The sequence below is a fragment of the Sphingomonas sp. genome, from assembly GCF_036269755.1.
Classification (GTDB): Bacteria; Pseudomonadota; Alphaproteobacteria; order Sphingomonadales; family Sphingomonadaceae; genus Sphingomonas.
Window position 1 is genome coordinate 81934 of sequence record NZ_DATBDV010000002.1, and the last position, 21488, is coordinate 103421.

General features: G+C 65.9%; 14 protein-coding genes. 8 read left to right on the forward strand and 6 right to left on the reverse strand.

The window, feature by feature from the left end:
• Window positions 1–131 precede the first annotated feature (131 nt).
• Window positions 132–2183, forward strand: coding sequence for an acyltransferase family protein (locus tag VH326_RS01235; RefSeq protein WP_329629970.1), 2052 nt, complete (start codon window positions 132–134; stop codon window positions 2181–2183).
• Here the strand turns inward: VH326_RS01235 and VH326_RS01240 are convergent.
• Window positions 2180–2956, reverse strand: coding sequence for an LPXTG cell wall anchor domain-containing protein (locus VH326_RS01240; RefSeq protein ID WP_329629971.1), 777 nt, complete (start codon window positions 2954–2956; stop codon window positions 2180–2182). The genes VH326_RS01235 and VH326_RS01240 overlap by 4 nt on opposite strands.
• Here VH326_RS01240 and VH326_RS01245 point away from each other — a divergent pair.
• Window positions 2946–3560: a hypothetical protein gene (locus VH326_RS01245; protein WP_329629972.1), complete on the forward strand. Its 615-nt coding sequence runs from the start codon at window positions 2946–2948 to the stop codon at window positions 3558–3560. The genes VH326_RS01240 and VH326_RS01245 overlap by 11 nt on opposite strands.
• Here VH326_RS01245 and VH326_RS01250 read toward each other — a convergent pair.
• A complete protein-coding gene (locus tag VH326_RS01250; protein ID WP_329629973.1) occupies window positions 3557–5509 on the reverse strand; it encodes a CocE/NonD family hydrolase in 1953 nt (650 codons plus the stop codon). The two genes, VH326_RS01245 and VH326_RS01250, sit on opposite strands and share 4 nt — an antisense overlap.
• 132 nt (window positions 5510–5641) lie before the next feature.
• A complete protein-coding gene (locus VH326_RS01255) occupies window positions 5642–6424 on the reverse strand; it encodes a hypothetical protein (protein ID WP_329629974.1) in 783 nt (260 codons plus the stop codon).
• Here VH326_RS01255 and VH326_RS01260 point away from each other — a divergent pair.
• From VH326_RS01260 to VH326_RS01285, 6 genes are all read left to right on the forward strand, one after another.
• Complete coding sequence (locus VH326_RS01260; RefSeq protein WP_329629975.1) at window positions 6411–6947, forward strand: hypothetical protein; 537 nt, start codon at window positions 6411–6413, stop codon at window positions 6945–6947. The two genes, VH326_RS01255 and VH326_RS01260, sit on opposite strands and share 14 nt — an antisense overlap.
• A 388-nt stretch (window positions 6948–7335) precedes the next feature.
• The gene (gene rpoB, locus VH326_RS01265; RefSeq protein ID WP_329629976.1) at window positions 7336–11526 is read left to right on the forward strand and encodes a DNA-directed RNA polymerase subunit beta; all 4191 of its coding nucleotides are present in this window, start codon (window positions 7336–7338) and stop codon (window positions 11524–11526) included.
• Window positions 11527–11534: 8 nt separating this feature from the next.
• Window positions 11535–11795 (forward strand): hypothetical protein, encoded by a 261-nt coding sequence (locus tag VH326_RS01270; protein WP_329629977.1) that lies wholly within the window; start codon window positions 11535–11537, stop codon window positions 11793–11795.
• A 3-nt stretch (window positions 11796–11798) separates the two neighbouring features.
• Window positions 11799–16091: a DNA-directed RNA polymerase subunit beta' gene (gene rpoC / locus VH326_RS01275; RefSeq protein ID WP_329629978.1), complete on the forward strand. Its 4293-nt coding sequence runs from the start codon at window positions 11799–11801 to the stop codon at window positions 16089–16091.
• A 171-nt stretch (window positions 16092–16262) separates the two neighbouring features.
• Complete coding sequence (locus tag VH326_RS01280; RefSeq protein ID WP_329629979.1) at window positions 16263–18401, forward strand: M3 family metallopeptidase; 2139 nt, start codon at window positions 16263–16265, stop codon at window positions 18399–18401.
• 158 nt (window positions 18402–18559) lie between these two features.
• Window positions 18560–19066 carry a DUF1993 domain-containing protein gene (locus tag VH326_RS01285; protein ID WP_329629980.1) on the forward strand — a complete coding sequence of 169 codons (507 nt, stop codon included), beginning with the start codon at window positions 18560–18562 and terminating at the stop codon, window positions 19064–19066.
• Between the two features lie 98 nt (window positions 19067–19164).
• Here the strand turns inward: VH326_RS01285 and VH326_RS01290 are convergent, their stop codons facing one another.
• The 3 genes from VH326_RS01290 to modA form a co-directional block, all read right to left on the reverse strand.
• Entirely contained in the window at window positions 19165–19767 is a 603-nt protein-coding gene (locus VH326_RS01290) for an ATP-binding cassette domain-containing protein (RefSeq protein ID WP_329629981.1), read from the reverse strand.
• Window positions 19757–20431 (reverse strand): molybdate ABC transporter permease subunit, encoded by a 675-nt coding sequence (gene modB / locus VH326_RS01295; protein ID WP_329629982.1) that lies wholly within the window; start codon window positions 20429–20431, stop codon window positions 19757–19759. The genes VH326_RS01290 and modB overlap by 11 nt, the downstream gene beginning before the upstream one ends.
• Window positions 20432–20552: 121 nt before the next feature.
• A complete protein-coding gene (modA, locus tag VH326_RS01300; RefSeq protein WP_414714238.1) occupies window positions 20553–21323 on the reverse strand; it encodes a molybdate ABC transporter substrate-binding protein in 771 nt (256 codons plus the stop codon).
• Between the last annotated feature and the right edge of the window lie 165 nt (window positions 21324–21488).

Sequence of the window (21488 nt, forward strand, 5' to 3'; positions counted from 1 at the left end):
TACGGCAATCGGCGTAAAATCATCCCGGCGCAGGCCGGGACCCAGAGCAAAAGATCAGGGCGGCCCCACCTGGGCCGCCCTTTTCTTATGCCCCCGATGCCCTTAACCACGCCTTCAGGGGGACTACCGAATTGACCGGCGAAACCGCGCCGAAGCGGCTGGGATATATTCCCGCGATCGACGGGCTGCGCGCGGCCGCGGTGCTGTCGGTCGTGGCCTATCACTTGCGCCCCGGTCTGCTGCCCGGCGGGTTCGCGGGCGTCGACATCTTTTTCGCCATTTCCGGGTTCGTCGTGACCGCGTCGATGCTCGGGCGGCGGTTCGATCGCCTTGGCCAGATGCTGTCGTTTTTCTACGCGCGGCGGCTGACCCGGATCATGCCGGCCTTGCTCGCGATGCTGCTCGTCGCGATTCTCGTCAACCAGTTGCTGATCCCCGAAGCCTGGCTCAGCCGCGCGGTGCCGCAGACCGCGCGGTCCGCGTTCTTCGGGCTCTCCAACATCATCCTCGCGACCGACACCGACGGTTATTTTGGCGTGCAGGCGGGGTTCAATCCCTTCACGCACACTTGGTCTTTGGGGGTGGAGGAGCAATTCTATCTGTTCTTCCCGCTGTTGCTGTTCTGGCATCAGCGTCTCGACAGCGCGAAGCTCGACGCCGGCCGTGCGGTGCGGCTGATCGGATGGGTCAGCCTCGCGTCGTTCGCGGTTTGCGGCATACTGGGCGCGATCGACCGCAAGTTCGCTTTCTACCTGATCGTCAGCCGCTTCTGGGAATTGGGGCTGGGCATGATGTTCTGCCTGACGGCCGAGCGATGGCGGCCCTGGATCGCGGGCTGGACGATGCAGCGACGCGCCGCGCTGGCGGGAGTGAGCATCGCGCTGGTCGTGCTGGCGCTGGCGCTCCACGACGGTGGCGGGTTCCCGTTCCCGATGGCGCTCCTCCCGGTGATTGGAACGCTCGGGCTGATCGCGAGCATCGTCGCGACCCCGGAAGGGCCAGCCGCCCGGTTGCTCGGAAGCCGGGCCCCGGTTGCGATCGGATTGCTCTCCTATTCGATCTATCTGTGGCACTGGCCGGTGTTCGTGATGTTCCGCTGGACCGTCGGGCTCGAGCGCGGCGCATACCAGCTTGCCGCGCTCGCGATCGCATTCGCGCTGGCGACGCTCTCCTATCTTGCCGTCGAACGACCGATCCGCCGCGGCGCGAAGCTGGCCGCCCGGCCGCCCCGGCGCACCGTCGCGCGAATGGCGGTGGCGACGGTGGCGTGCGCCGCGATCGGCTTTGCGATGCTGGCACGCGGCGACCTCCTGTCGATCAGCGTCACGCGCGACCACGCCACTTGGTACCCCGATGCCGAACGCCCGCTCGACCCCGCGCGCACGCATTGCACGCTAAACGCGACCCGCGAGCGCCGCGGCGGCGGTGATGTGGAGGTGTGGACGCCGCGCGGCTGCACGATGCCGGCCGCCGGCTTTCGAATGTTCGCGATCGGCGATTCACATAACACCGCCTATCTCCCCGATTATCGCCAGATCGCCGCCGAGCTCGGCGCGCCGGTGCGAAGCTATTTCCATCCCGGCTGCCCTTATTTGCGGCTGATCCAGCCGAAGGACGTCGGGCAGCATTGCGCCGAATTCTACCAGGCGTTCGGTGACGACCTGCGCCGGCTGGGCCGTCCCGGCGACGTCGTATTCCTGCCTGGGCTGCGGCTGACCCGGCTCATGAACCAATACGGTCCGGACCCGACGCACGACACGCCGGTCGACAATTCGGTATCCTCCAAGGCGCTCGCAGAGGCACGCGCGACGCTCACCGCGCTGCAGGCTGCCAGATTCCGCGTGGTGATCGAAGCGCCCAAACCGATCTTCCCCGCGCCGCCGTTCCGATGCGCCGACTGGTACGACCGCGATAACCCGATCTGTGCCGGCGGCATGGCGATCGCGCGCGGGCGAATTGCAGCGATGCGCGGTCAAGTGATGGTGGCGATGGCCGGCCTTGCGCGGGCGTATCCGGCGCTCAGTATATGGGATCCGTTCCCGATCCTCTGCCCCGGCGATCCGTGTCGCGCGGTCGCCGCCGATGGACGGTCGATGTTCTTCGACGGCGACCATCTGAGCGGCTACGGCAATGACTTGCTGTATCCGTCGATGCGCGACGCCATCGTCGCGGCGCGACGCTAGGCCACCTTCCGCTCCGCCACCTCGGCGTGCATGCGCGGATTGCCATCCAGGCGGAACGGCGCCATCTTCGCGCCCTCGCCGCGGTCGATCCCAATCATGTGCGCAGCGGTGGCGACGCCCGGCGCGCCGACATTCTCACCCCAGCGATATTCGGCCTTCATCGCCAGGACCGGGACGAACCACGGTCGGCCCTCGATCGTCATGACGTTGATCTGCTCGCGCGGGAGCTGGGCGATGCCCGACAGCACGATCTCGCCGCCCGGCGCGAGCTCGAACGGCGGCACCGCCGGCTGATCGACCGCGGCCGCGAAGATTTGCTGCAGATCCTGCACCTGGCGCGCGCTGGCGCTCAACATGTACATCGAGACGCGGATATCGCGCGCGGCGATCGTGCCGGTGTTGCGCACCGTCACGCGGTAATCGACGGCCGCACCGGTCAGGTTGGTGCCGGCGCGGCGCGGGACCAGCGTCACCTCGATCCGCGGTGCGTTCTCCTCGAGGGCGCGGCGGCGGGCGGGAATGGTGATATGCCCGCTCGGCGCCGGTAGCGGGCCAGGCTCGGGCGGCGCTTCGGCAGCGACCGGCTCGGGCGTCTCCTCGACGATATCCTCGTCGCGGTTGCGGCGACGGCCGAACAGGAACCAGGCCGCGGCCAACAGCGCGAGCATTGCGACGACGATCGCGACGGTCGTACTGGACGACCAGCCCGCCGCGACAGGCTGGGGCGTCGCGGACTCGGTCGCCGCAGGAGTCGGCGTCGCGGTGGCCGTCACGTTGGGCGTTTCGCTTGTGACGGGCGGCGCAGGGGTGGCGGAAGCTTGCGGCGCAGGCGAAACACTCGCCGTCGGCGCAGGCGTCGTCTGGCTCGCCGGCGCGGTCGCCGTCGCGCGGCGGGTCGGCGTTGCGGAAGGCGTATTAGCCGGCGTCGGCGCGCTGGTCGCCCGCGGAGTCGGGGTCGACAGCGGAACCACGATCGGCGTCGGCGTCGGGATCGGCCGGTTGAACGGCGCGACGACCGGGCCCGATGTCGGCGCTGCCTGCGGCGTCGCGCGCGGCGACGGCGGCAGGTTGAAGTTGATCCCCGGGTTGGTCTGCGGCGCGGCCGTGTTCGACTGCGCCGCCGCCACCGCCGGCAGCATCGCCACCACCGCGAGCCACACGCCCGCGCACGTCATCCCCAACGAAGCCTTCATCCCGATCACGTCTAACGTCTTCTACCTGAACGCGCGCCAACCGCAGCGCGGCGTGCCTATACGCTGTTTCAGCGGGGCTGAAACAGATGCGGTGCCGACCCGCTCCCCCGCCCGGCCGCCCAATCAGTTTATCCTATGGGTGGTCGGGGGGGAGCGGGCCGGCACCGCCAATAACCGCCCCTAGCGTATCAGTTGCGACGGCGTAAGCGGCACGACCGGCAGCCACACCATGCTCGGCGTCTTTCCACCACGCATGATCGTCACCGTCGCCTTCTGGTAATCGCCTTTTTGCGCATAGAAGATGTTGGGCACGTATTTCTGCGGGTTGCGGTCGTAGAGCGGGAACAGGCTCGACTGGACCTGAATCATGATCCGATGCCCCGGCTCGAACACGTGGTTTACCGCGGGCAGCGTAAACTTGTACTCCTGCACCTGGTTGGCCGGGATCGGCGACGGATTGCTGAAGCTGTTGCGATAACGGCCGCGGAAGATATCGAGGCTGATCGCCAGTTGATATCCGCCCATCTTGGGATCGCTCGCGTTCTCGGCTGGGAACACATCGATCACCTTGACGACGAAGTCGCCGTCGGTGCCCGTCGTCTTGGCGAACAGATCGGCCATCGGGACGCCCGACACGCGCACCGCCTTGTCGAGCACCGGGGTTTCATAGGTCATCACGTCGGGGCGACCATCGTACGAGCGCTGGTCCTGGACCAGCCAGTCGCCCCAGCGCCCGTCGTTGAAATTGACCGGGCGCGGCAGATGCGGGACCGGCTTGGCGGGATCAGAGACGTAGCTGTCGCCGCCCGGCGCCTGGCTGTCGAATCCGAGCCCGCCATCGCCGCCGAGATAGATCGGCGTCAGCGGTGATGCGCAGCCTTGTTGGCACGCCAGCGGCCAGTCGCTGAAGCGGTCCCAGTGGTTTTCGCCGGTATTGTAGATCGTCGCCGCGGGCGGCGTCACCGGCGGGCCGTCCTTCAGATAGTAATTGAACAGCGGCAGGATCATGTCCTCGCGATATTGCGCGGCGGTGTCGCCGTTCCACTGGAACGGGCCGAGGCTGCGGCCCTCGCGGTTGATCTGGCTGTGGCGCCACGGCCCCATGACGATGAAATTGTTGCTCGTCTGGCCGGCGCCGCGTAGCGCCTCATAGCTGTGGATCGCGCCCCACATGTCCTCCTGGTCCCACAGCCCCTGCTCCCAGATCGTCGGGACGTTGGACGGGTTCTTCGCCAGCAGCTTGTCGAGCGCCTGCCCCGACCAGAATTCGTCATAGGCCGGATGCATCGACATCCGCGTCCAGAACGGCAGCTGGTCGTATCCCGACTTCTTCGCCCAATCGCCCGCCGATCCGGTGCGGAAATTGTCGTAATCGTCATACCCGCCGGTCGGCGGCGCCTTGCCGTTGCCCTTGTATCCGGTCTGTGCGCCGATCCACGCGATGTTGGCGAGGCGGAACGCGCCGTAATGGAACCAGTCGTCGCCCATCCAGCCGTCGACCATCGGGCTTTGCGGCGCCGCGACCTTGAGCGCCGGGTGCGGGTTGAGCAGCGCCATCACGACGGTGAAGCCCTCGTACGACGACCCGATCATCCCGACCTTGCCGTTCGATTGCGGCAAGTTCGCCTTGTTCACCAGCCAGTCGATCGTGTCGTAGGCGTCGGTGGTGTGATCGACCTTGGTCGGGTTGAGCGGCCCGGCCACCGGACGCGTAGTGACGTAGCCGCCTTCGGACCCGTATTTCCCGCGAATGTCTTGATAGACGCGGATATAGCCGTTGCGCACGAACATCTCGTCGGCGAGCGGCAGCGTCGCGAGCATCGATGCGCTGTCCGTACGATGCGCGCGGCCGGCGGCGTTGTACGGCGTGCGGGTCAGCACGATCGGCGCATTGATCGCGCCCTTGGGAATGACGATGACGGTGTAGAGCTTGGTCCCGTCGCGCATCGGGATCATCACCTCGCGCTTGATGTAATCGGCGTTGGCGTCGACCGGCGGCGTGAACTTGGCGGGGATGTCGGTGTCGCCCCGCGGCCATAACGGCGCGGTCTGCGGCGCATCCTGCGCGATCGCGGGTACGACCAGAGCGACGGCCAGAGCGAGGGACGGCAACAACGCCAGCTTCTTCAACATGCCGATGCGACTCCGGGCAAGGAAAGGATGCCGTCTCCTAAGACGCTATGGCGGGCTTGCGCAATGCCGGACACGACGACGCCCGCCCCGCATGGGCGGGACGGGCGCGCTGTCGCCTGACCAGGGAGCGGATCAGGCGCGAACGGGTTCGCCGTGGAGCTCGGCGCCGACATTGTCGTGCATTGCCGCGCGCGACAATTCGATCGGCTCGAGCCCCTCGCCTTCCTCGGGCGTCACGCCAACGGTGAACGATGCCGAAGTGCGGCCCTCGCTGCCGTCGGCGAGCGTGTAGCGCGCATCGGCGACGACGATCGGACGGAACGACTCGGGCAGGTTTTCACCCATCTCCGACTTGAGCAAGGCCAGCGTCGCGTCGATGCGCTTGCCCTCGCCCGGCTGGATGGTGACCGGATCGGTGCTGGCATCGGCGGGCGGATCCACCAGCAGCCGCTCCATCTCGCTGCCGTCGGCGTCGCTCGACAGCAGGAAGGTCGAGATGCGGACGTCCTCTGCGGCAACCGAGCCCGAATTGCCCACGGTCAATTCGATCTCGACCAGCGCTTCGTCGACGTTGGTGCCGGCGCGGACCGGGCGCATCGCGAACTCGAGCCACGGACGTTCGGCAACCGGCGCGGCGGCGGCGGTCAGCTCGGCGACCTCGTCGGCCGGAACGCTGGCCACTTCGAGATCTTCGAGCGCGCCGACTGCGGGCTCGACATCCGCAACGGCCTCGCTGCGGCTGACATATTCAGGCTCCTCGCGCTCGATCGCGGCGACCGGCAGCGGCGCCGCCTCGACCATCGGGGCAGCAGCGACTGGCTCGACATACGCTCCGTCGACATAGTCGGACTCGTCATAGGCGTCGGTGCGACGGCGGCGAAGCGCGAAGGCGCCCACCAATATGATCGCCAGCACGGCGAGGCCACCGGCGACCCACGCCCAAATCGGCACCGCGCTGGTCGATGCGGTGGATTGGGTGTTGGTAGCGGCCGCTTGCGAAGCTGGCGCGGGCGGCACGGCAGCCGGGGCAGCGACCGGTGCCGGCGGAGGCGCCGCGGCTTCGGGTGCGGACGGCGCGGCGGCGGGAGCCGAAGCGCTCGGTGCCGGCGCGGTGGCGCGGGCCGCAGCGCGCGTGACCGGGGTTCGTGTAGCTGTCCGCGTGGCCGTGCGGGTCGCGCTCGATCGAGTCGAGGCGCGCAGCGCGGGCGCCGCAGCGGGCTCGGCTGCGCTGCTCGTATCCGGATTGGACACGGTCGGAACGACCGGTGGGATCGTCACCGTCGCGGTGTTGGGCGGAGTCACCACGACCGGCGGGGTGGTCTGCGGCGTATCCTGCGCGAAGGCGGGGGTTGAGATGAGTGCGGTGGCGCACAATAACGGCGCGACGGCACGGGCGAGATGGGGGGCGAAAAGCTGTTTCATGACGCATCAACAATGATGGGAACCCGAAACTAGTTCCGCATTTCGCAACTGCGGAACGAGTGATGTGTGGCAGGTCACTTGCACAATGCATTGAATCACAAAGCAAACACACCGGAAAAATTTTCATTGACTTTTTTCGTGAGCCGCCAGCCCCGCGTTGACACTTTCCAACACCGCCCCTATATCGCCGCCTCCACCACAGCTTTCGGGAAATGACGCGGCGTCGCGCACCGTGTCGGCACGAATGGAAGGCTGGGGTTCATACGACGCCGAGAAGCTGCCTGTCCTGTTCCGAACGTGAGCTGGATGTGCGGCCTTTTCGCGTCGTCTGCGTGCCTGGTCCCGGGGTTCCGGGGCACGAATTTGCGGGCGGCAGCCCGCTAACATCGAGGGCAATACCTTACATGGCGACCAAGGCGATCGAAGGCGCTGTCAAGCAGCGTCGCAGCGAAGGCACCGCGAAGCGGCGCATCCGCAAGGTGTTCGGCAATATCCACGAAGTCGTGCAGATGCCGAACCTGATCGAGGTTCAACGCGAATCGTACGAGCAGTTCCTGCGCTCCGATCCCTCGATCGGCTATGTCTCGGGGCTCGAAAAGACGCTGCGCAGCGTGTTCCCAATCCGCGATTTCGCCGGCACCGCCGAGCTCGATATCAAGAAGAACGACGGCTATGTCCTCGAGCCGCCGAAGTTCGATACCGACGAGTGCCGCCAGCGCGGCATCACCTATGCCGCGCCGATGCGCGTGACGCTGACGCTCGCGACTTTCGAGGTCGACGCCGAGACCGAGGCCAAGTCGCTCATCGATATCAAGGAGCAGGACGTCTACATGGGCGACATGCCGCTCATGACGCAGAACGGCACCTTCATCATCAACGGCACCGAGCGCGTGATCGTCAGCCAGATGCACCGCTCGCCGGGCGTGCTGTTCGACCATGACCGCGGCAAGACCCACGCTTCGGGCAAGTTCCTTTTCGCCGCGCGCGTGATCCCGTATCGCGGCTCGTGGCTCGATTTCGAGTTCGACGCCAAGGACATCGTCAACGTCCGTATCGACCGCAAGCGCAAGCTGCCGGTGACTGCGCTGCTGTACGCGCTGGGGCTGACGTCGGAGGACATCCTCAACCAGTTCTACAACCGCGTGACTTATGTCCGCGGCCAGGGTGGCTGGCAGATCCCGTTCGCCGCGGAGAATTGGCGCGGGGTCAAGCCGACCTACGACATCGTCGATGCGAAGTCGGGCGAGGTGATCTTCGCCGCCGGCACCAAGATCACGCCGCGTTCGGCCAACAAGGCGGCCAAGGACGGGCTCGAGACGCTGTTGATCCCGACCGAGGAAATCTTCGGCCGCTTCTCGGCGTACGATCTCATCAACGAGAAGACTGGCGAAATCTATGTCGAGGCGGGTGACGAAATCTCCGCCGAGAATCTCGAAAAGCTCGACCAGGCCGGGATCGACCGGGTCGAACTGCTCGACATCGATTACGTCACGACCGGTCCGTGGATCCGCAACACGCTCAAGGCCGACAAGGCGGAGGAGCGCGAGCAGGCGCTGTCCGACATCTATCGCGTGATGCGCCCCGGCGAACCGCCGACGCTCGAGACCGCGGAGTCGCTATTCGCTGGCCTGTTCTTCGATCCCGACCGCTACGACCTGTCGGCGGTCGGCCGCGTCAAGCTCAACATGCGCCTCGACTTGGATGCCGAGGACACCGTCACGACGCTCCGCACCGAGGACATCCTCGCGGTGGTCAAGACGCTAGTCGACCTCAAGGACGGCAAGGGCGAGATCGACGATATCGACAATCTCGGCAACCGCCGCGTGCGCTCGGTCGGCGAGCTGCTCGAGAACCAGTATCGCGTCGGGCTGTTGCGCATGGAGCGCGCGGTCAAGGAGCGCATGTCGTCGGTCGACCTGACTACGGTCATGCCCAACGATTTGATCAACGCGAAGCCTGCGGTCGCCGCGGTGCGCGAGTTCTTCGGCTCGTCGCAGCTGTCGCAGTTCATGGATCAGACGAACCCGCTCTCCGAAGTGACGCACAAGCGTCGCGTCTCGGCGCTCGGGCCGGGCGGCCTCACGCGCGAGCGCGCGGGCTTCGAGGTCCGCGACGTCCATCCGACGCACTATGGCCGCATCTGCCCGATCGAAACGCCGGAAGGCCCGAACATCGGCCTGATCAACAGCCTCGCCTCGTTCAGCCGCGTGAACAAATACGGCTTCATCGAGACGCCGTACCGCAAGGTCGTCGACCACAAGGTGACCGACGAGGTCGTCTATCTGTCGGCGATGGAAGAGGCCAAGCACACGATTGCGCAGGCCAACGCCGAGCTCAACAAGGACGGTGGCTTCACCGAGGAATTGGTCTCGTCGCGTCAGGCGGGCGAGTTCCTGATGGCGCTCCCCGACAATATCACGCTGATGGACGTCAGCCCCAAGCAGCTCGTCTCCGTCGCCGCGTCGCTGATCCCGTTCCTCGAGAACGACGACGCCAACCGCGCGTTGATGGGATCGAACATGCAGCGCCAGGCGGTGCCGCTGGTCCAGGCCGAGGCGCCGTTCGTCGGCACCGGCATGGAAGAGACGGTCGCGCGCGATTCGGGTGCGGCGATCGCCGCCAAGCGTTCGGGCATCGTCGACCAGGTCGACGCCACCCGCATCGTCGTCCGCGCCACCGGCACGGTCGAGGCCGGCCAGTCGGGCGTCGACATCTACACGCTGATGAAGTTCCAGCGATCGAACCAGAACACCTGCATCAACCAGCGTCCGCTGGTGAAGGTGGGCGACGTGGTCAATGTCGGCGACGTCATCGCCGACGGCCCGTCGACCGAGTTCGGCGAGCTCGCGCTCGGCCGCAACGCGCTCGTCGCGTTCATGCCGTGGAACGGGTATAATTATGAGGATTCGATCCTCATCAGCGAGCGTATCGTCAAGGACGACGTCTTCACCTCGATCCATATCGAGGAATTCGAGGTGATGGCGCGCGACACCAAGCTCGGGCCGGAGGACATCACTCGCGATATCCCGAACGTCGGCGAGGAAGCGCTCCGCAACCTCGACGAGGCGGGCATCGTTTATATCGGCGCCGAGGTCGAGCCGGGCGATATCCTCGCCGGCAAGATCACGCCGAAGGGCGAGTCGCCGATGACGCCGGAGGAAAAGCTCCTTCGCGCGATCTTCGGCGAGAAGGCGTCGGACGTTCGCGACACCTCGCTGCGGCTGCCCCCGGGCGTCGCCGGCACGGTGGTCGAGGTCCGCGTGTTCAACCGCCACGGCATCGACAAGGACGAGCGCGCGATGGCGATCGAGCGCGAGGAGATCGAGCGCCTGAAGAAGGATTCGGACGACGAGCGCACGATCCTCAACCGCGCGACCTGGTCGCGCCTCAAGGAAATGCTTCTCGGCCAAACCGCGACCGCGGTGCCGAAGGGCGGACCCAAGAAGGGTGCGGTGATCGATCAGGACATGCTCGACAGCGTCGACCGCCACGAATGGTGGAAGTTCGCGGTCGCCGACGACCGAGTCCAGTCGGATCTGGAAGCGGTCAAGGCGCAGTATGAGGGCGCGGTAAAGGTCATCAAGGACAAGTTCGACGACCGCCGCGAAAAGCTCGAGCGCGGCGACGAGCTGCCGCCGGGCGTGCTCAAGATGGTCAAGGTGTTCGTTGCGGTGAAGCGCAAGCTGCAGCCGGGCGACAAGATGGCGGGCCGTCACGGCAACAAGGGCGTGATCAGCCGCATCCTGCCGGTCGAGGACATGCCGTTCCTCGCCGACGGGACGCCGGTCGACCTGGTGCTCAACCCGCTCGGCGTGCCGAGCCGGATGAACGTCGGGCAGATCTTCGAAACGCATCTCGGCTGGGCCGCGCGTCAGCTCGGCCAGCAGATCGGGCATGCGCTCGAGGATTGGCGCGAAGCCAATCCCAACCCCAAGGCAGGCGCGATGCCCGCCGCGGTCAAGGATCGGCTCAAGGCGATCTATGGCGAGCATTACGCCGACGAGATCGATGCCCGATCGGGCGACGAGATCGTGGAGCTCGCGCAGAACCTGAAGCCCGGCGTCCCGATGGGCACTCCGGTGTTCGACGGCGCGCACGAAGCCGACGTTTCGGCGATGCTGACGCTCGCGGGGCTCGATACGTCGGGCCAGTCCGACCTGTTCGATGGCCGCACGGGCGATCAGTTCGACCGCAAGGTGACCGTGGGCATCATCTACATGCTCAAGCTCCACCACCTGGTCGACGACAAGATCCACGCGCGTTCGATCGGGCCCTACTCGCTCGTCACCCAGCAGCCGCTGGGCGGCAAGGCGCAGTTCGGCGGGCAACGGTTCGGCGAAATGGAGGTCTGGGCCCTCCAGGCTTACGGCGCCGCCTACACCTTGCAGGAAATGCTGACGGTGAAGTCCGACGACGTGGTGGGCCGCACCAAGGTCTACGAGGCGATCGTCAAGGGCGACGACACGTTCGAGGCCGGCATTCCCGAGAGCTTCAACGTGCTCGTCAAGGAAATGCGCAGCCTGGGTCTCAACGTCGAGCTCAAGAACGACGAGCCCGGCGTGGACTCGGACGGCGTCGCGATCGCGGCGGAATAGGAATGGCAGTGCGGCAAGTCGCTGGCGATGATTACGAGTTTATCATCGCCGGCGACATCGATCGTGGCGGGCAATTCATCGAAGCTTGGAAAAATGGCAATCCCGACGGCGAAAATACGGCTTACCTGTTCACTGCGTATGAAAGTGACAAGATGTCGTTTTGGTGTGCCGACGAGGTTCCGCTTCAACTAGTCGAAGAGATGATCGCCATAGCGATGGAACGCCACCACGCCGAGAACAATTACAATTTTCTTCTTCGGAAGGGCTAAAAAATGAACGAACTGACCAACTTCGCGAACCCGGTGGTAAAACCGGAGACCTTCGACCAGATCCAGATCGGCATCGCCTCCCCGGACCGTATCCGCTCGTGGTCGTTCGGCGAGATCAAGAAGCCCGAGACGATCAACTATCGCACGTTCAAGCCCGAGCGTGACGGCCTGTTCTGCGCGCGCATCTTCGGTCCGATCAAGGACTATGAATGCCTGTGCGGCAAGTACAAGCGCATGAAGTACAAGGGCATCGTCTGCGAAAAGTGCGGCGTCGAAGTCACGGTCTCGAAGGTTCGCCGCGAGCGGATGGGCCATATCGAGCTCGCCGCTCCCGTGGCGCACATCTGGTTCCTGAAGTCGCTGCCGAGCCGCATCGGGCTGCTGCTCGACATGCAGCTCAAGCAGCTCGAGCGCGTGCTCTACTTCGAGGCCTACATCGTGATCGAGCCGGGCGTGACTCCGCTCGAGCGCTATCAGCTGCTGACCGAGGACGAGCTCCTCGAAGCGCAGGACGAATATGGTGAGGACGCCTTCACCGCCGGGATCGGCGCAGAGGCCGTGCGCATCATGCTCGAACAGCTCGACCTGGTCGGCGAGCGCGAGGCGCTGCTCCAGGAACTCGCGACCACCAAGTCCGAGCTCAAGCCCAAGAAGATCATCAAGCGCTTGAAGGTCGTCGAGAGCTTCATCGATTCGGGCAACCGCCCCGAATGGATGATCCTCGAAGTCGTGCCGGTCATCCCGCCCGAGCTTCGCCCGCTGGTGCCGCTCGACGGCGGCCGCTTCGCGACGTCGGACTTGAACGACCTGTACCGCCGCGTGATCAACCGCAACAACCGCTTGAAGCGGCTGATGGAGCTGCGCGCGCCGGATATCATCGTCCGCAATGAAAAGCGCATGCTGCAGGAAGCGGTCGACGCGCTGTTCGACAACGGCCGCCGTGGCCGCACGATCACCGGCGCCAACAAGCGTCCGCTCAAGTCGCTGTCCGACATGCTCAAGGGCAAGCAGGGCCGCTTCCGCCAGAACCTGCTCGGCAAGCGAGTCGACTATTCGGGCCGGTCGGTGATCGTCACCGGTCCGGAACTCAAGCTGCACCAGTGCGGCTTGCCCAAGAAGATGGCGCTCGAGCTGTTCAAGCCGTTCATCTACGCCCGCCTCGACGCCAAGGGTCTATCGATGACCCTCAAGCAGGCCAAGAAGTGGGTTGAGAAGGAGCGCAAGGAAGTCTGGGACATCCTCGACGAGGTGATCCGCGAGCACCCGGTCCTGCTCAACCGCGCGCCGACGCTCCACCGCCTCGGGATCCAGGCGTTCGAGCCGGTGCTGATCGAGGGCAAGGCGATCCAGCTTCATCCTTTGGTCTGCTCGGCGTTCAACGCCGACTTCGACGGCGACCAGATGGCCGTGCACGTCCCGCTGAGCCTCGAGGCGCAGCTGGAAGCGCGCGTCCTGATGATGTCGACCAACAACATCCTGTCGCCGGCCAACGGCAAGCCGATCATCGTGCCGTCGCAGGACATGGTGCTGGGTCTGTATTACCTGTCGATGATGAAGGAAGGCGAGCCCGGCGAGGGCATGATGATTTCCGACATGTCGGAAGTGCATCAGGCGCTCAATGCCGGCGCCGTCACGCTCCACACCAAAATCATCAGCCGCGTGCCGCAGACCGATGAAAAGGGCGTGCAGCACATGAAGCGCTACGAGACGACGCCGGGCCGCATGCTGCTCGGCGAGACGCTCCCGCAGAGCCACAAGGTGCCGTTCGAAACCGTCAACCGCCTCCTCACCAAGAAGGACGTCGGCGACGTGATCGACGAGGTCTATCGTCACACCGGCCAGAAGGAGACCGTGCTGTTCGCCGACGCGATCATGGCGCTCGGCTTCCGCCACGCGTTCAAGGCGGGCATCTCGTTCGGCAAGGACGACATGATCATCGCCCCGGACAAAGACAAATTGGTCGACGAGACTCGCGATCAGGTGAAGGACTTCGAGCAGCAGTATCAGGACGGCCTGATCACGCAGCAGGAGAAGTACAACAAGGTGATCGACGCCTGGTCGCGTTGCGGTGACCAGGTCGCCAACTCGATGATGAACGAGATCAAGGCTGTCCGCCACTATGAGGACGGTCCGATGAAGGGCCGCGAGAAGGACATCAACTCGATCTACATGATGGCGCACTCGGGCGCCCGCGGTTCGCAGGCGCAGATCAAGCAGCTCGCCGGTATGCGCGGGCTGATGGCCAAGCCGTCGGGCGAGATCATCGAGACCCCGATCATCTCGAACTTCAAGGAAGGCCTGACCGTCCTTGAATATTTCAACTCGACCCACGGCGCCCGCAAGGGCCTCGCGGACACCGCGTTGAAGACGGCGAACTCGGGCTATTTGACGCGCCGCCTGGTCGACGTGTCGCAGGACTGCGTCGTCATGGAAGAGGATTGCGGCACCGACCGCATGCTCGAAATGCGCGCGATCGTTCAGGGCGGCACCGTGATCGCCTCGCTCGGCGAGCGCATCCTCGGCCGCACCACGGCGGAGGACGTTGTCGATGCCAAGACCGGCAAGGTCGTCATCCCATCGGGCACTTTGCTCGACGAGGCGATGATCACGACGATCGAAGGCATCGGCATCCAGGGGATGAAGATCCGTTCGCCGCTGGTTTGCGAAGCCAAGATCGGCGTGTGCGGCAAGTGCTACGGGCGCGACCTCGCGCGGGGTACCCCGGTGAATATCGGCGAAGCGGTCGGCGTGATCGCGGCGCAGTCGATCGGCGAGCCGGGCACCCAGCTGACGATGCGGACCTTCCACATCGGCGGTGCGGCGCAGCTCAACGAAACCTCGAACCTGGAGGCGCATGCCGACGGTACGGTCGAGTTCCGCGATCTGCGCATCATCGTCGATCAGCGCGGCCGGCGCGTGGTTCTCTCCCGCTCGGGCGAGATCGCGATCAAGGACATGGACGGCCGCGAGCTCGCGGTCGATCGTATCCCCTACGGCGCGTACGTGATGTTCGACGACGGGCACATCGTGTCCAAGGGCGACCGCATGGCCGAGTGGGATCCGTTCACCATGCCGGTGATCACCGAAACCGGCGGCACGGTGAAGTATCAGGACCTGACCGAAGGCAAGACGATGACGGAGGTCACCGACGAAGCCACCGGCATCGCCCAGCGCGTGGTGATCGAATATCGCGCGACGACCAAGACGAAGGAGGATCTGCGTCCGCGCCTGACCCTGCTCGACGAGGCGTCGGGCGAGGCCGCGCGCTACATGCTCGCGCCCGGCGCGGTGCTGTCGGTCGATGACGGTGCCACCGTCCAGGCCGGCGACGTCGTCGCGCGTGTCGCTCGTGAATCGGCCAAGACTCGCGACATCACCGGCGGTCTGCCGCGCGTCGCCGAGCTTTTCGAAGCGCGCAAGCCCAAGGAAAACGCGATCATCGCGAAGGTCTCGGGTCGCGTGATCTTCGGCAAGGACTACAAGGCCAAGCGCAAGATCGGCATCCAGCCCGAGGACGGCGGCGAGGTCGTGGAGTATCTGATCCCCAAGTCGAAGGTGATCGACGTTCAGGAAGGCGACTACGTCAAGCGTGGCGACAACCTGATCGGCGGCTCGCCCGATCCGCACGACATCCTCGAGGTGCTCGGGATCGAGCCGCTCGCGGAATACCTCGTGTCGGAAATCCAGGAAGTCTATCGACTCCAGGGCGTGAAGATCAACGACAAGCACATCGAGGTGATCGTTCGCCAGATGCTGCAGAAGGTCGAGATCACCGACGGCGGCGACACCACCCTACTGGCGGGCGAGCAGGTCGATCGTTCGGAAATGGACGAGATCAACGAGAAGCTCGAGAAGAAGCAGAAGAAGGCGGAAGGCAAGCCCGTCCTGCTCGGCATCACCAAGGCGTCGCTGCAGACTCGCAGCTTCATCTCGGCGGCGTCGTTCCAGGAGACCACCCGCGTGCTGACGCAGGCGGCGGTCGAGGGCAAGAAGGACACACTGATCGGGCTCAAGGAGAATGTCATCGTCGGCCGTCTCATCCCGGCCGGTACCGGCGCGGGCATGAACCGGCTGCGCGTGGCGGCGTCCGGCCGCGATGCCGCGCTTCGAGTCCAGCAACGTGCGCTTGCCGAGGCGCTGATCGCGCCGAACACCGCGCAGGAGGAGCACGAAGCCGAACTCGCCCGCTCGCCGCGCGACGCGGCGGGCACCGGCGACGACGCGCTGGCGGCGGTGACGCCGAGCGGCCACGGCACCGACGCCGATGCCGGCGAGTATCTGAACGAGGCCGAGTGATCGGCTGACCGTTCTGGCCATAGTCTGACGGGAAGAGCCGCCGTCCGGGGATGCCCGGGCGGCGGTTTTTCTGTCGGTCGCGAATTCAAGGGCGTCCTTCGTCGACGGCCCTTGCCCCGCGTCGCGCGCGATGGGAGAAGCGGCGCATCCAACCGATATCGAGGGACCGCGATGAAACCCCATATGCTGCTCGCCGCGACCGCGCTCGCGAGCCTTCTTGTCACGGCGTCGGCCAGCCCGGCGCGGCAAGCGGTCGCCCTCGCGCGCGCGAATCCGTTGCTCGCGCCGAGCGCCCTGCCCTTCCAGGCGCCGCCGTTCGACCGGATACGCGACAGCGACTATCAGCCGGCGCTCGATCGCGGCATGGCGATCCAGCTCGCCGAGATGGCGAAAATCGCCGACAACCCCGCCGCGCCGACTTTTGCCAATACGATCGTGCCGATGGAGCAATCGGGCCGCACGCTCGAACGCGCGCAGCTTGCTTTCTCGGCGGTCGCCGGCGCCAACACCAACGACACGATCCAGAAGGTCGAGGCCGACGAAGCGCCGAAGTTCGCAGCCCACAGCGACGCGATCTTCCTCAACCCCAAGCTGTTCGCGCGAGTCAACGCGATCTACGCCAAGCGCAAATCGCTGGGGCTGACCCAGGAGCAGGCGATGCTGCTCGAGGTCTATCACCAGCAGTTCGTCCATGCCGGCGCCAATTTGAACGACGCCGACAAGGTCAGGCTGCGCGACCTCAACAAGCAGATCTCTTCGCTCGAGACCAAATTCCAGCAGACCTTGCTCGCGGCCGCCAAGGCCGGCGCGCTGGTGGTCGACGACAAGGCCAAGCTCGCCGGGCTGTCCGACGCCGAGATCGCCGCCGCGGCGCAGGCGGCGAAGGATCGCGGGCTGACCGGCAAATGGGTCCTGCCGCTCCAGAACACCACGCTCCAGCCCGCGCTCGGTTCGCTGACCGACCGCGCCACGCGCGAGGCGCTGTTCAGGGCGAGCTGGACGCGCGCCACGAAGGGCGACGCCTACGACACGCGCGCGATCATCTCGCAGATCGCGATGCTCCGGGCGCAAAAGGCCAAGTTGCTCGGCTTCCCGAGCTGGGCCGATTACGTCCTCGAAAATCAGATGGCCAAGACCCCGCAGGCTGCCGAAGCGTTCATGGCGAAGCTCGTCCCCGCGACCGCCGCCGCCGAGCGGCGCGAAGTCGCCGAGGTCAACGCCGCGATCAAGGCGAGCGGCGGCGATTTCGACGTGCGCCCGTGGGACTGGGACTTGTATTCCGAAAAGGTTCGCAAGGCGAAATACGACCTCGATGAAGCCGAGGTGAAGCCCTATTTCGAAATCGACCGCGTGCTCAAGGACGGCGTGTTCTATGCTGCCAACCAGCTCTACGGCCTGACCTTCAAGGAGCGGCACGACATCCCGGTCTACCAGCCGGACGTGCGCACCTTCGACGTCATCGACGCGAACGGGAAACCGCTCGGGCTGATGTATTTCGATTACTGGAAGCGCGACAACAAGGCGGGCGGCGCGTGGATGTCGAACCTCGTCAACCAGTCGTACCTGCTCGGCACCAAGCCGGTGATCTATAACGTCGCGAACTTCACCAAGCCCGCTGCCGGGCAGCCGGCGCTGATCAGCTTCGACGACGTGACGACGATGTTCCACGAATTCGGCCACGCGCTGCACGGCCTGTTCGCCGCGCAAACCTATCCGACGCTGTCGGGGACAAGCGTTGCGCGCGACTTCGTCGAATTCCCGTCGCAGTTCAACGAGCATTGGGCGCTCGATCCCAAGGTGCTCGCGCATTACGCGGTCGATTACCGGACCGGCGCGCCGATGCCGCAAGCGCTGGTCGACAAGATCAAGCGGGCGTCGAAGTTCAACCAGGGCTACGCGATGGGCGAGCTGATCGCCGCGGCCGAGCTCGACATGAAGTGGCACGCGCTGCCCGCCGGTGCTCCCCTACAGGATGCCGACACGTTCGAGGCCGACGCGCTCGCCAGGATGGGGCTCGACATCACGCACGTGCCGCCGCGCTATCGGTCGAGCTATTTCCTGCACATCTGGTCGAACGGCTATTCGGCCGGATATTACGCCTATCTCTGGACCCAGATGCTCGACGACGATGCCTATGCCTGGTTCATGGCGCATGGCGGGCTCACGCGCGCCAACGGCCAGCGTTTCCGCGACATGATCCTGTCGAAGGGGCATACGATGGATTACGGCCCGATGTTCAAGGCCTTCTATGGCAAGGACCCCGATATCGGCCCGCTGCTCGAAGATCGCGGTTTCCCCGGCGGCCAGTAACGCCGGCTTGGCGACACGCGCCGGGCGTCGGCAATGAACACGGTGTACGACGTCGCGCCGGGCGACCTTGCGCGATTTCGCGATGTCTCATTGCGGCGCGCCGATCGGCTTCCCATCTGCCGGCTGCGGACGTTTCGCCGCCGTAACACGGGGATATCATGGCTACCGACCTTCACACGCTGACCGCGCCGGTCTTCATTCGCGCGCTGACCAACCTCGACAAGATCCTCGACAAGGGCCGGGCGTTCGCCGCCGACAAGGGAAGCGACGAACAGGAGCTGCTCGACGCGCGGCTGATCGGCGACATGGGCAATCTGATCTCGCAGATCCAGCGCGCCAGCGATTCGGCCAAGGGCTGCATGGTTCGCCTCGGCGGGGCCGAGAACGTCGTCATGGAGGACAACGAAGCGAGCTTCGACGACCTCAAGGCGCGGATCGCCAGGACGATCGACTTCGTCAAATCGGTGCCCGCCGATGCGATCAACGGCAAGGAAGATGCCGAAGTCGTGCTGACCTTTCCCAATGGCGAGCTCAAGTTCGACGGGCGCTCGTACGTGCTCGGCTTCGTCCATCCGAACTTCTATTTCCACGTGACGACCGCCTACGCGCTGCTCCGCATGAAAGGCGTGCCGATCGGCAAGATCGATTTCCTCGGCGGGGTCTAACCTTTGGCGCTACCAGCCCGCTCCCACCCGACCGCCCATAGGATATCGTAGTCGGGTGGGGGAGCGGCCGGTGCCGTCATCCGCGTGAGCGGATCGAGTTAGCGTACCATCTCGACGATCCGCGTCGCGAGCCGGTCGGCTTCGGCGCGATCGTGGGTGACCATCAGGATCGGCAGCCCGAGCTCGTCGCGCACGGCCAGCACCGCGCGCTCGACCTCGTCGGCGCGCGCGCGGTCGAGCGAGGCGGTCGGCTCGTCGAGCAACAGGAAGGCGGGGTCGCGGAGCAGCGCCCGGCCGATCGCCACGCGCTTCGCCTCGCCCCCCGACAAGGTGCGCGGCCAGCGATCCATCAGGTGCGCGATGTCGAGCAAGTGCGCGACCGCGTCGATCATCGTCTCGCGCGCGCCAGCGTAGCGCAGGTTCGCGGCGACTCGGAGGTGCGGGAACAGCCGCGGCTCCTGAAAGACATAGCCGGCGCGACGGCGCTCGGGCGGCAAGTCGGTCGCGGCGTCGAACAACGTCACGCCGGCGACGCGGATATGCCCGCGGTCGGGGCGCAACAGCCCGGCGACCATGTTGAGCACGCTCGTCTTGCCGACGCCCGACGGGCCGAACAGCACGGTCACACCGTCCCCGGCGTCGAGTTGGAGCGCCACCTCGATCTCGCCGAGCCGCTTGGCGACGTCGAGGTCAAACGCCATGGATCATCCGCGCGCGCATCCGCCGCGCGAGCAGCTCCGACGCGATCAGCGCGACGAGCGCGATCGCGACCGACAATGCCGACAGGCGGAGCGCGATCGCGTCGCCATCCGGGCGTTGCAGCGCCGCGTAGATCGCCAGCGGCAGCGTCTGCGTCTGCCCCGGCACGTTCGACACAAAGGTGATCGTCGCGCCGAACTCGCCGAGCGAGCGCGCGAAGCCGAGCACGGTGCCAGCGAGCACGCCGGGCAAGCTCAACGGCAGCGTAATCGTCCGGAACACGCGCCAAGGACTCGCGCCGAGCGTTCGCGCCGCGCCCTCCAGCCGTGCGTCGACCGCCTCGATCGACAACCGGATCGCGCGCACCATCAGCGGCAACGCCATCACCCCCGCCGCGATCGCAGCGCCCGTCCAGCGGAACAGCACACGGCCGCCGATCATGCCGAGCGGGCCGGAAGGGGCGAAAGCGAGCAGCAGCATCCAGCCGGTAACGACCGGGGGCACGACAAGCGGGAGGTAGACGATCGCTTCGATCAGGATCTTGCCGGGAATGCGCGATCGGGCGAGGAACCAGGCGATTGCGAAGGCGACGGGGAGCGTTGCCAGCGTCGCGACGAGACCGACCTTGAGCGACAGCAGGACGACGGACCATTCGGCGGGGGTCAATGCCGCGCTCCCAATTTACCGTCACCCTGAACTCGTTTCAGGGTCCATCGCGCCACTGGCGCGCGCATCGTTTGTTGCACGATGGATGCTGAAACGAGTTCAGCATGACGAAATGAGTGGTTCACCGCCGCGGCGCCGTGAAGCCGAACCGCGCGAACACCGCTCGGCCCGCGCTCGACAGAAGGAAACGCCGGAAGCCCTCGGCTTGCGGATTGGTCGAGCGGGTCAGTCGCGCCACCGGATAGACGATCGGCGGATGGCTCGCGGCCGGGAAAACGCCGGCGACACGCACCCGTGAAGACGCCTTGGCGTCCGTTAAATAGACGATCCCAAACGGGGCCGCGCCGCGCTCGACCAGCGCCAGCGCCGCGCGGACGTTCTCGGCGCGCACGACATGCGGTGCGATCGTCGTCCAAGCGCCGAGCTTTTCGAGCGCCGCCTTGCCGTATTCCCCCGCAGGCACACTGTCGGGATCGGCCATTGCCAACGGCCCCCCGCCGAGCACCCGCGCCAGCCGCGCCCCGTTGAGCGGAATTGCGGTATGGCGCCCCGCCGGCTCGACCACCACGAGCCGGTTCCCGACCAGATCGGCACGCGTTCCGGCCGCGACCAGCCGCTTCGTCGCGAGCGCGTCCATCCATTCCTCATCCGCCGATACGAACAGGTCGGCGGGCGCCCCCGCCTCGATCTGCCGCGCCAACGCCGAGGACGCCGCGAACGAGATCACTGGGCGCGGATGGCCGGCCCTGGCCCAGGCGTCGGCGGCGGCATCGAGCGATTCCTGGAGGCTGGCGGCGGCAAGCACGAGCGGCGCCGATGGCGGGGGCGCGGCGCCGATTGCGAGCAGCGTCAGACCGGTGAGAATGAAGCGGCGAAAGCTGCTGGCGAACATTGGTCGCGCATACACCGCCACCGCGACGCACGACACCAACATCTTCGCCTCCCGGCGAAAGCCGGGGTCCAGTTGCGGGAAGCTGTGAGGTAGAGAATTGCGTCGCCATCGAAGCGGCTCGATACTGGACCCCGGCGTTCGCCGGCGAGGCGTGAGTTGAGTACC

What these genes read in the sequence shown, in the direction of transcription:
- VH326_RS01285 (WP_329629980.1), top strand. Translation starts at nt 18,560, where the DNA reads ATGGCTACCGACCTTCACACGCTGACCGCGCCGGTCTTCATTCGCGCG.
- VH326_RS01280 (WP_329629979.1), top strand. Translation starts at nt 16,263, where the DNA reads ATGAAACCCCATATGCTGCTCGCCGCGACCGCGCTCGCGAGCCTTCTT.
- rpoB (WP_329629976.1), top strand. Translation starts at nt 7,336, where the DNA reads ATGGCGACCAAGGCGATCGAAGGCGCTGTCAAGCAGCGTCGCAGCGAA.
- VH326_RS01290 (WP_329629981.1), bottom strand. Translation starts at nt 19,767, where the DNA reads ATGGCGTTTGACCTCGACGTCGCCAAGCGGCTCGGCGAGATCGAGGTG.
- modA (WP_414714238.1), bottom strand. Translation starts at nt 21,323, where the DNA reads ATGTTCGCCAGCAGCTTTCGCCGCTTCATTCTCACCGGTCTGACGCTG.
- VH326_RS01260 (WP_329629975.1), top strand. Translation starts at nt 6,411, where the DNA reads ATGATCGCCAGCACGGCGAGGCCACCGGCGACCCACGCCCAAATCGGC.
- VH326_RS01250 (WP_329629973.1), bottom strand. Translation starts at nt 5,509, where the DNA reads ATGTTGAAGAAGCTGGCGTTGTTGCCGTCCCTCGCTCTGGCCGTCGCT.
- rpoC (WP_329629978.1), top strand. Translation starts at nt 11,799, where the DNA reads ATGAACGAACTGACCAACTTCGCGAACCCGGTGGTAAAACCGGAGACC.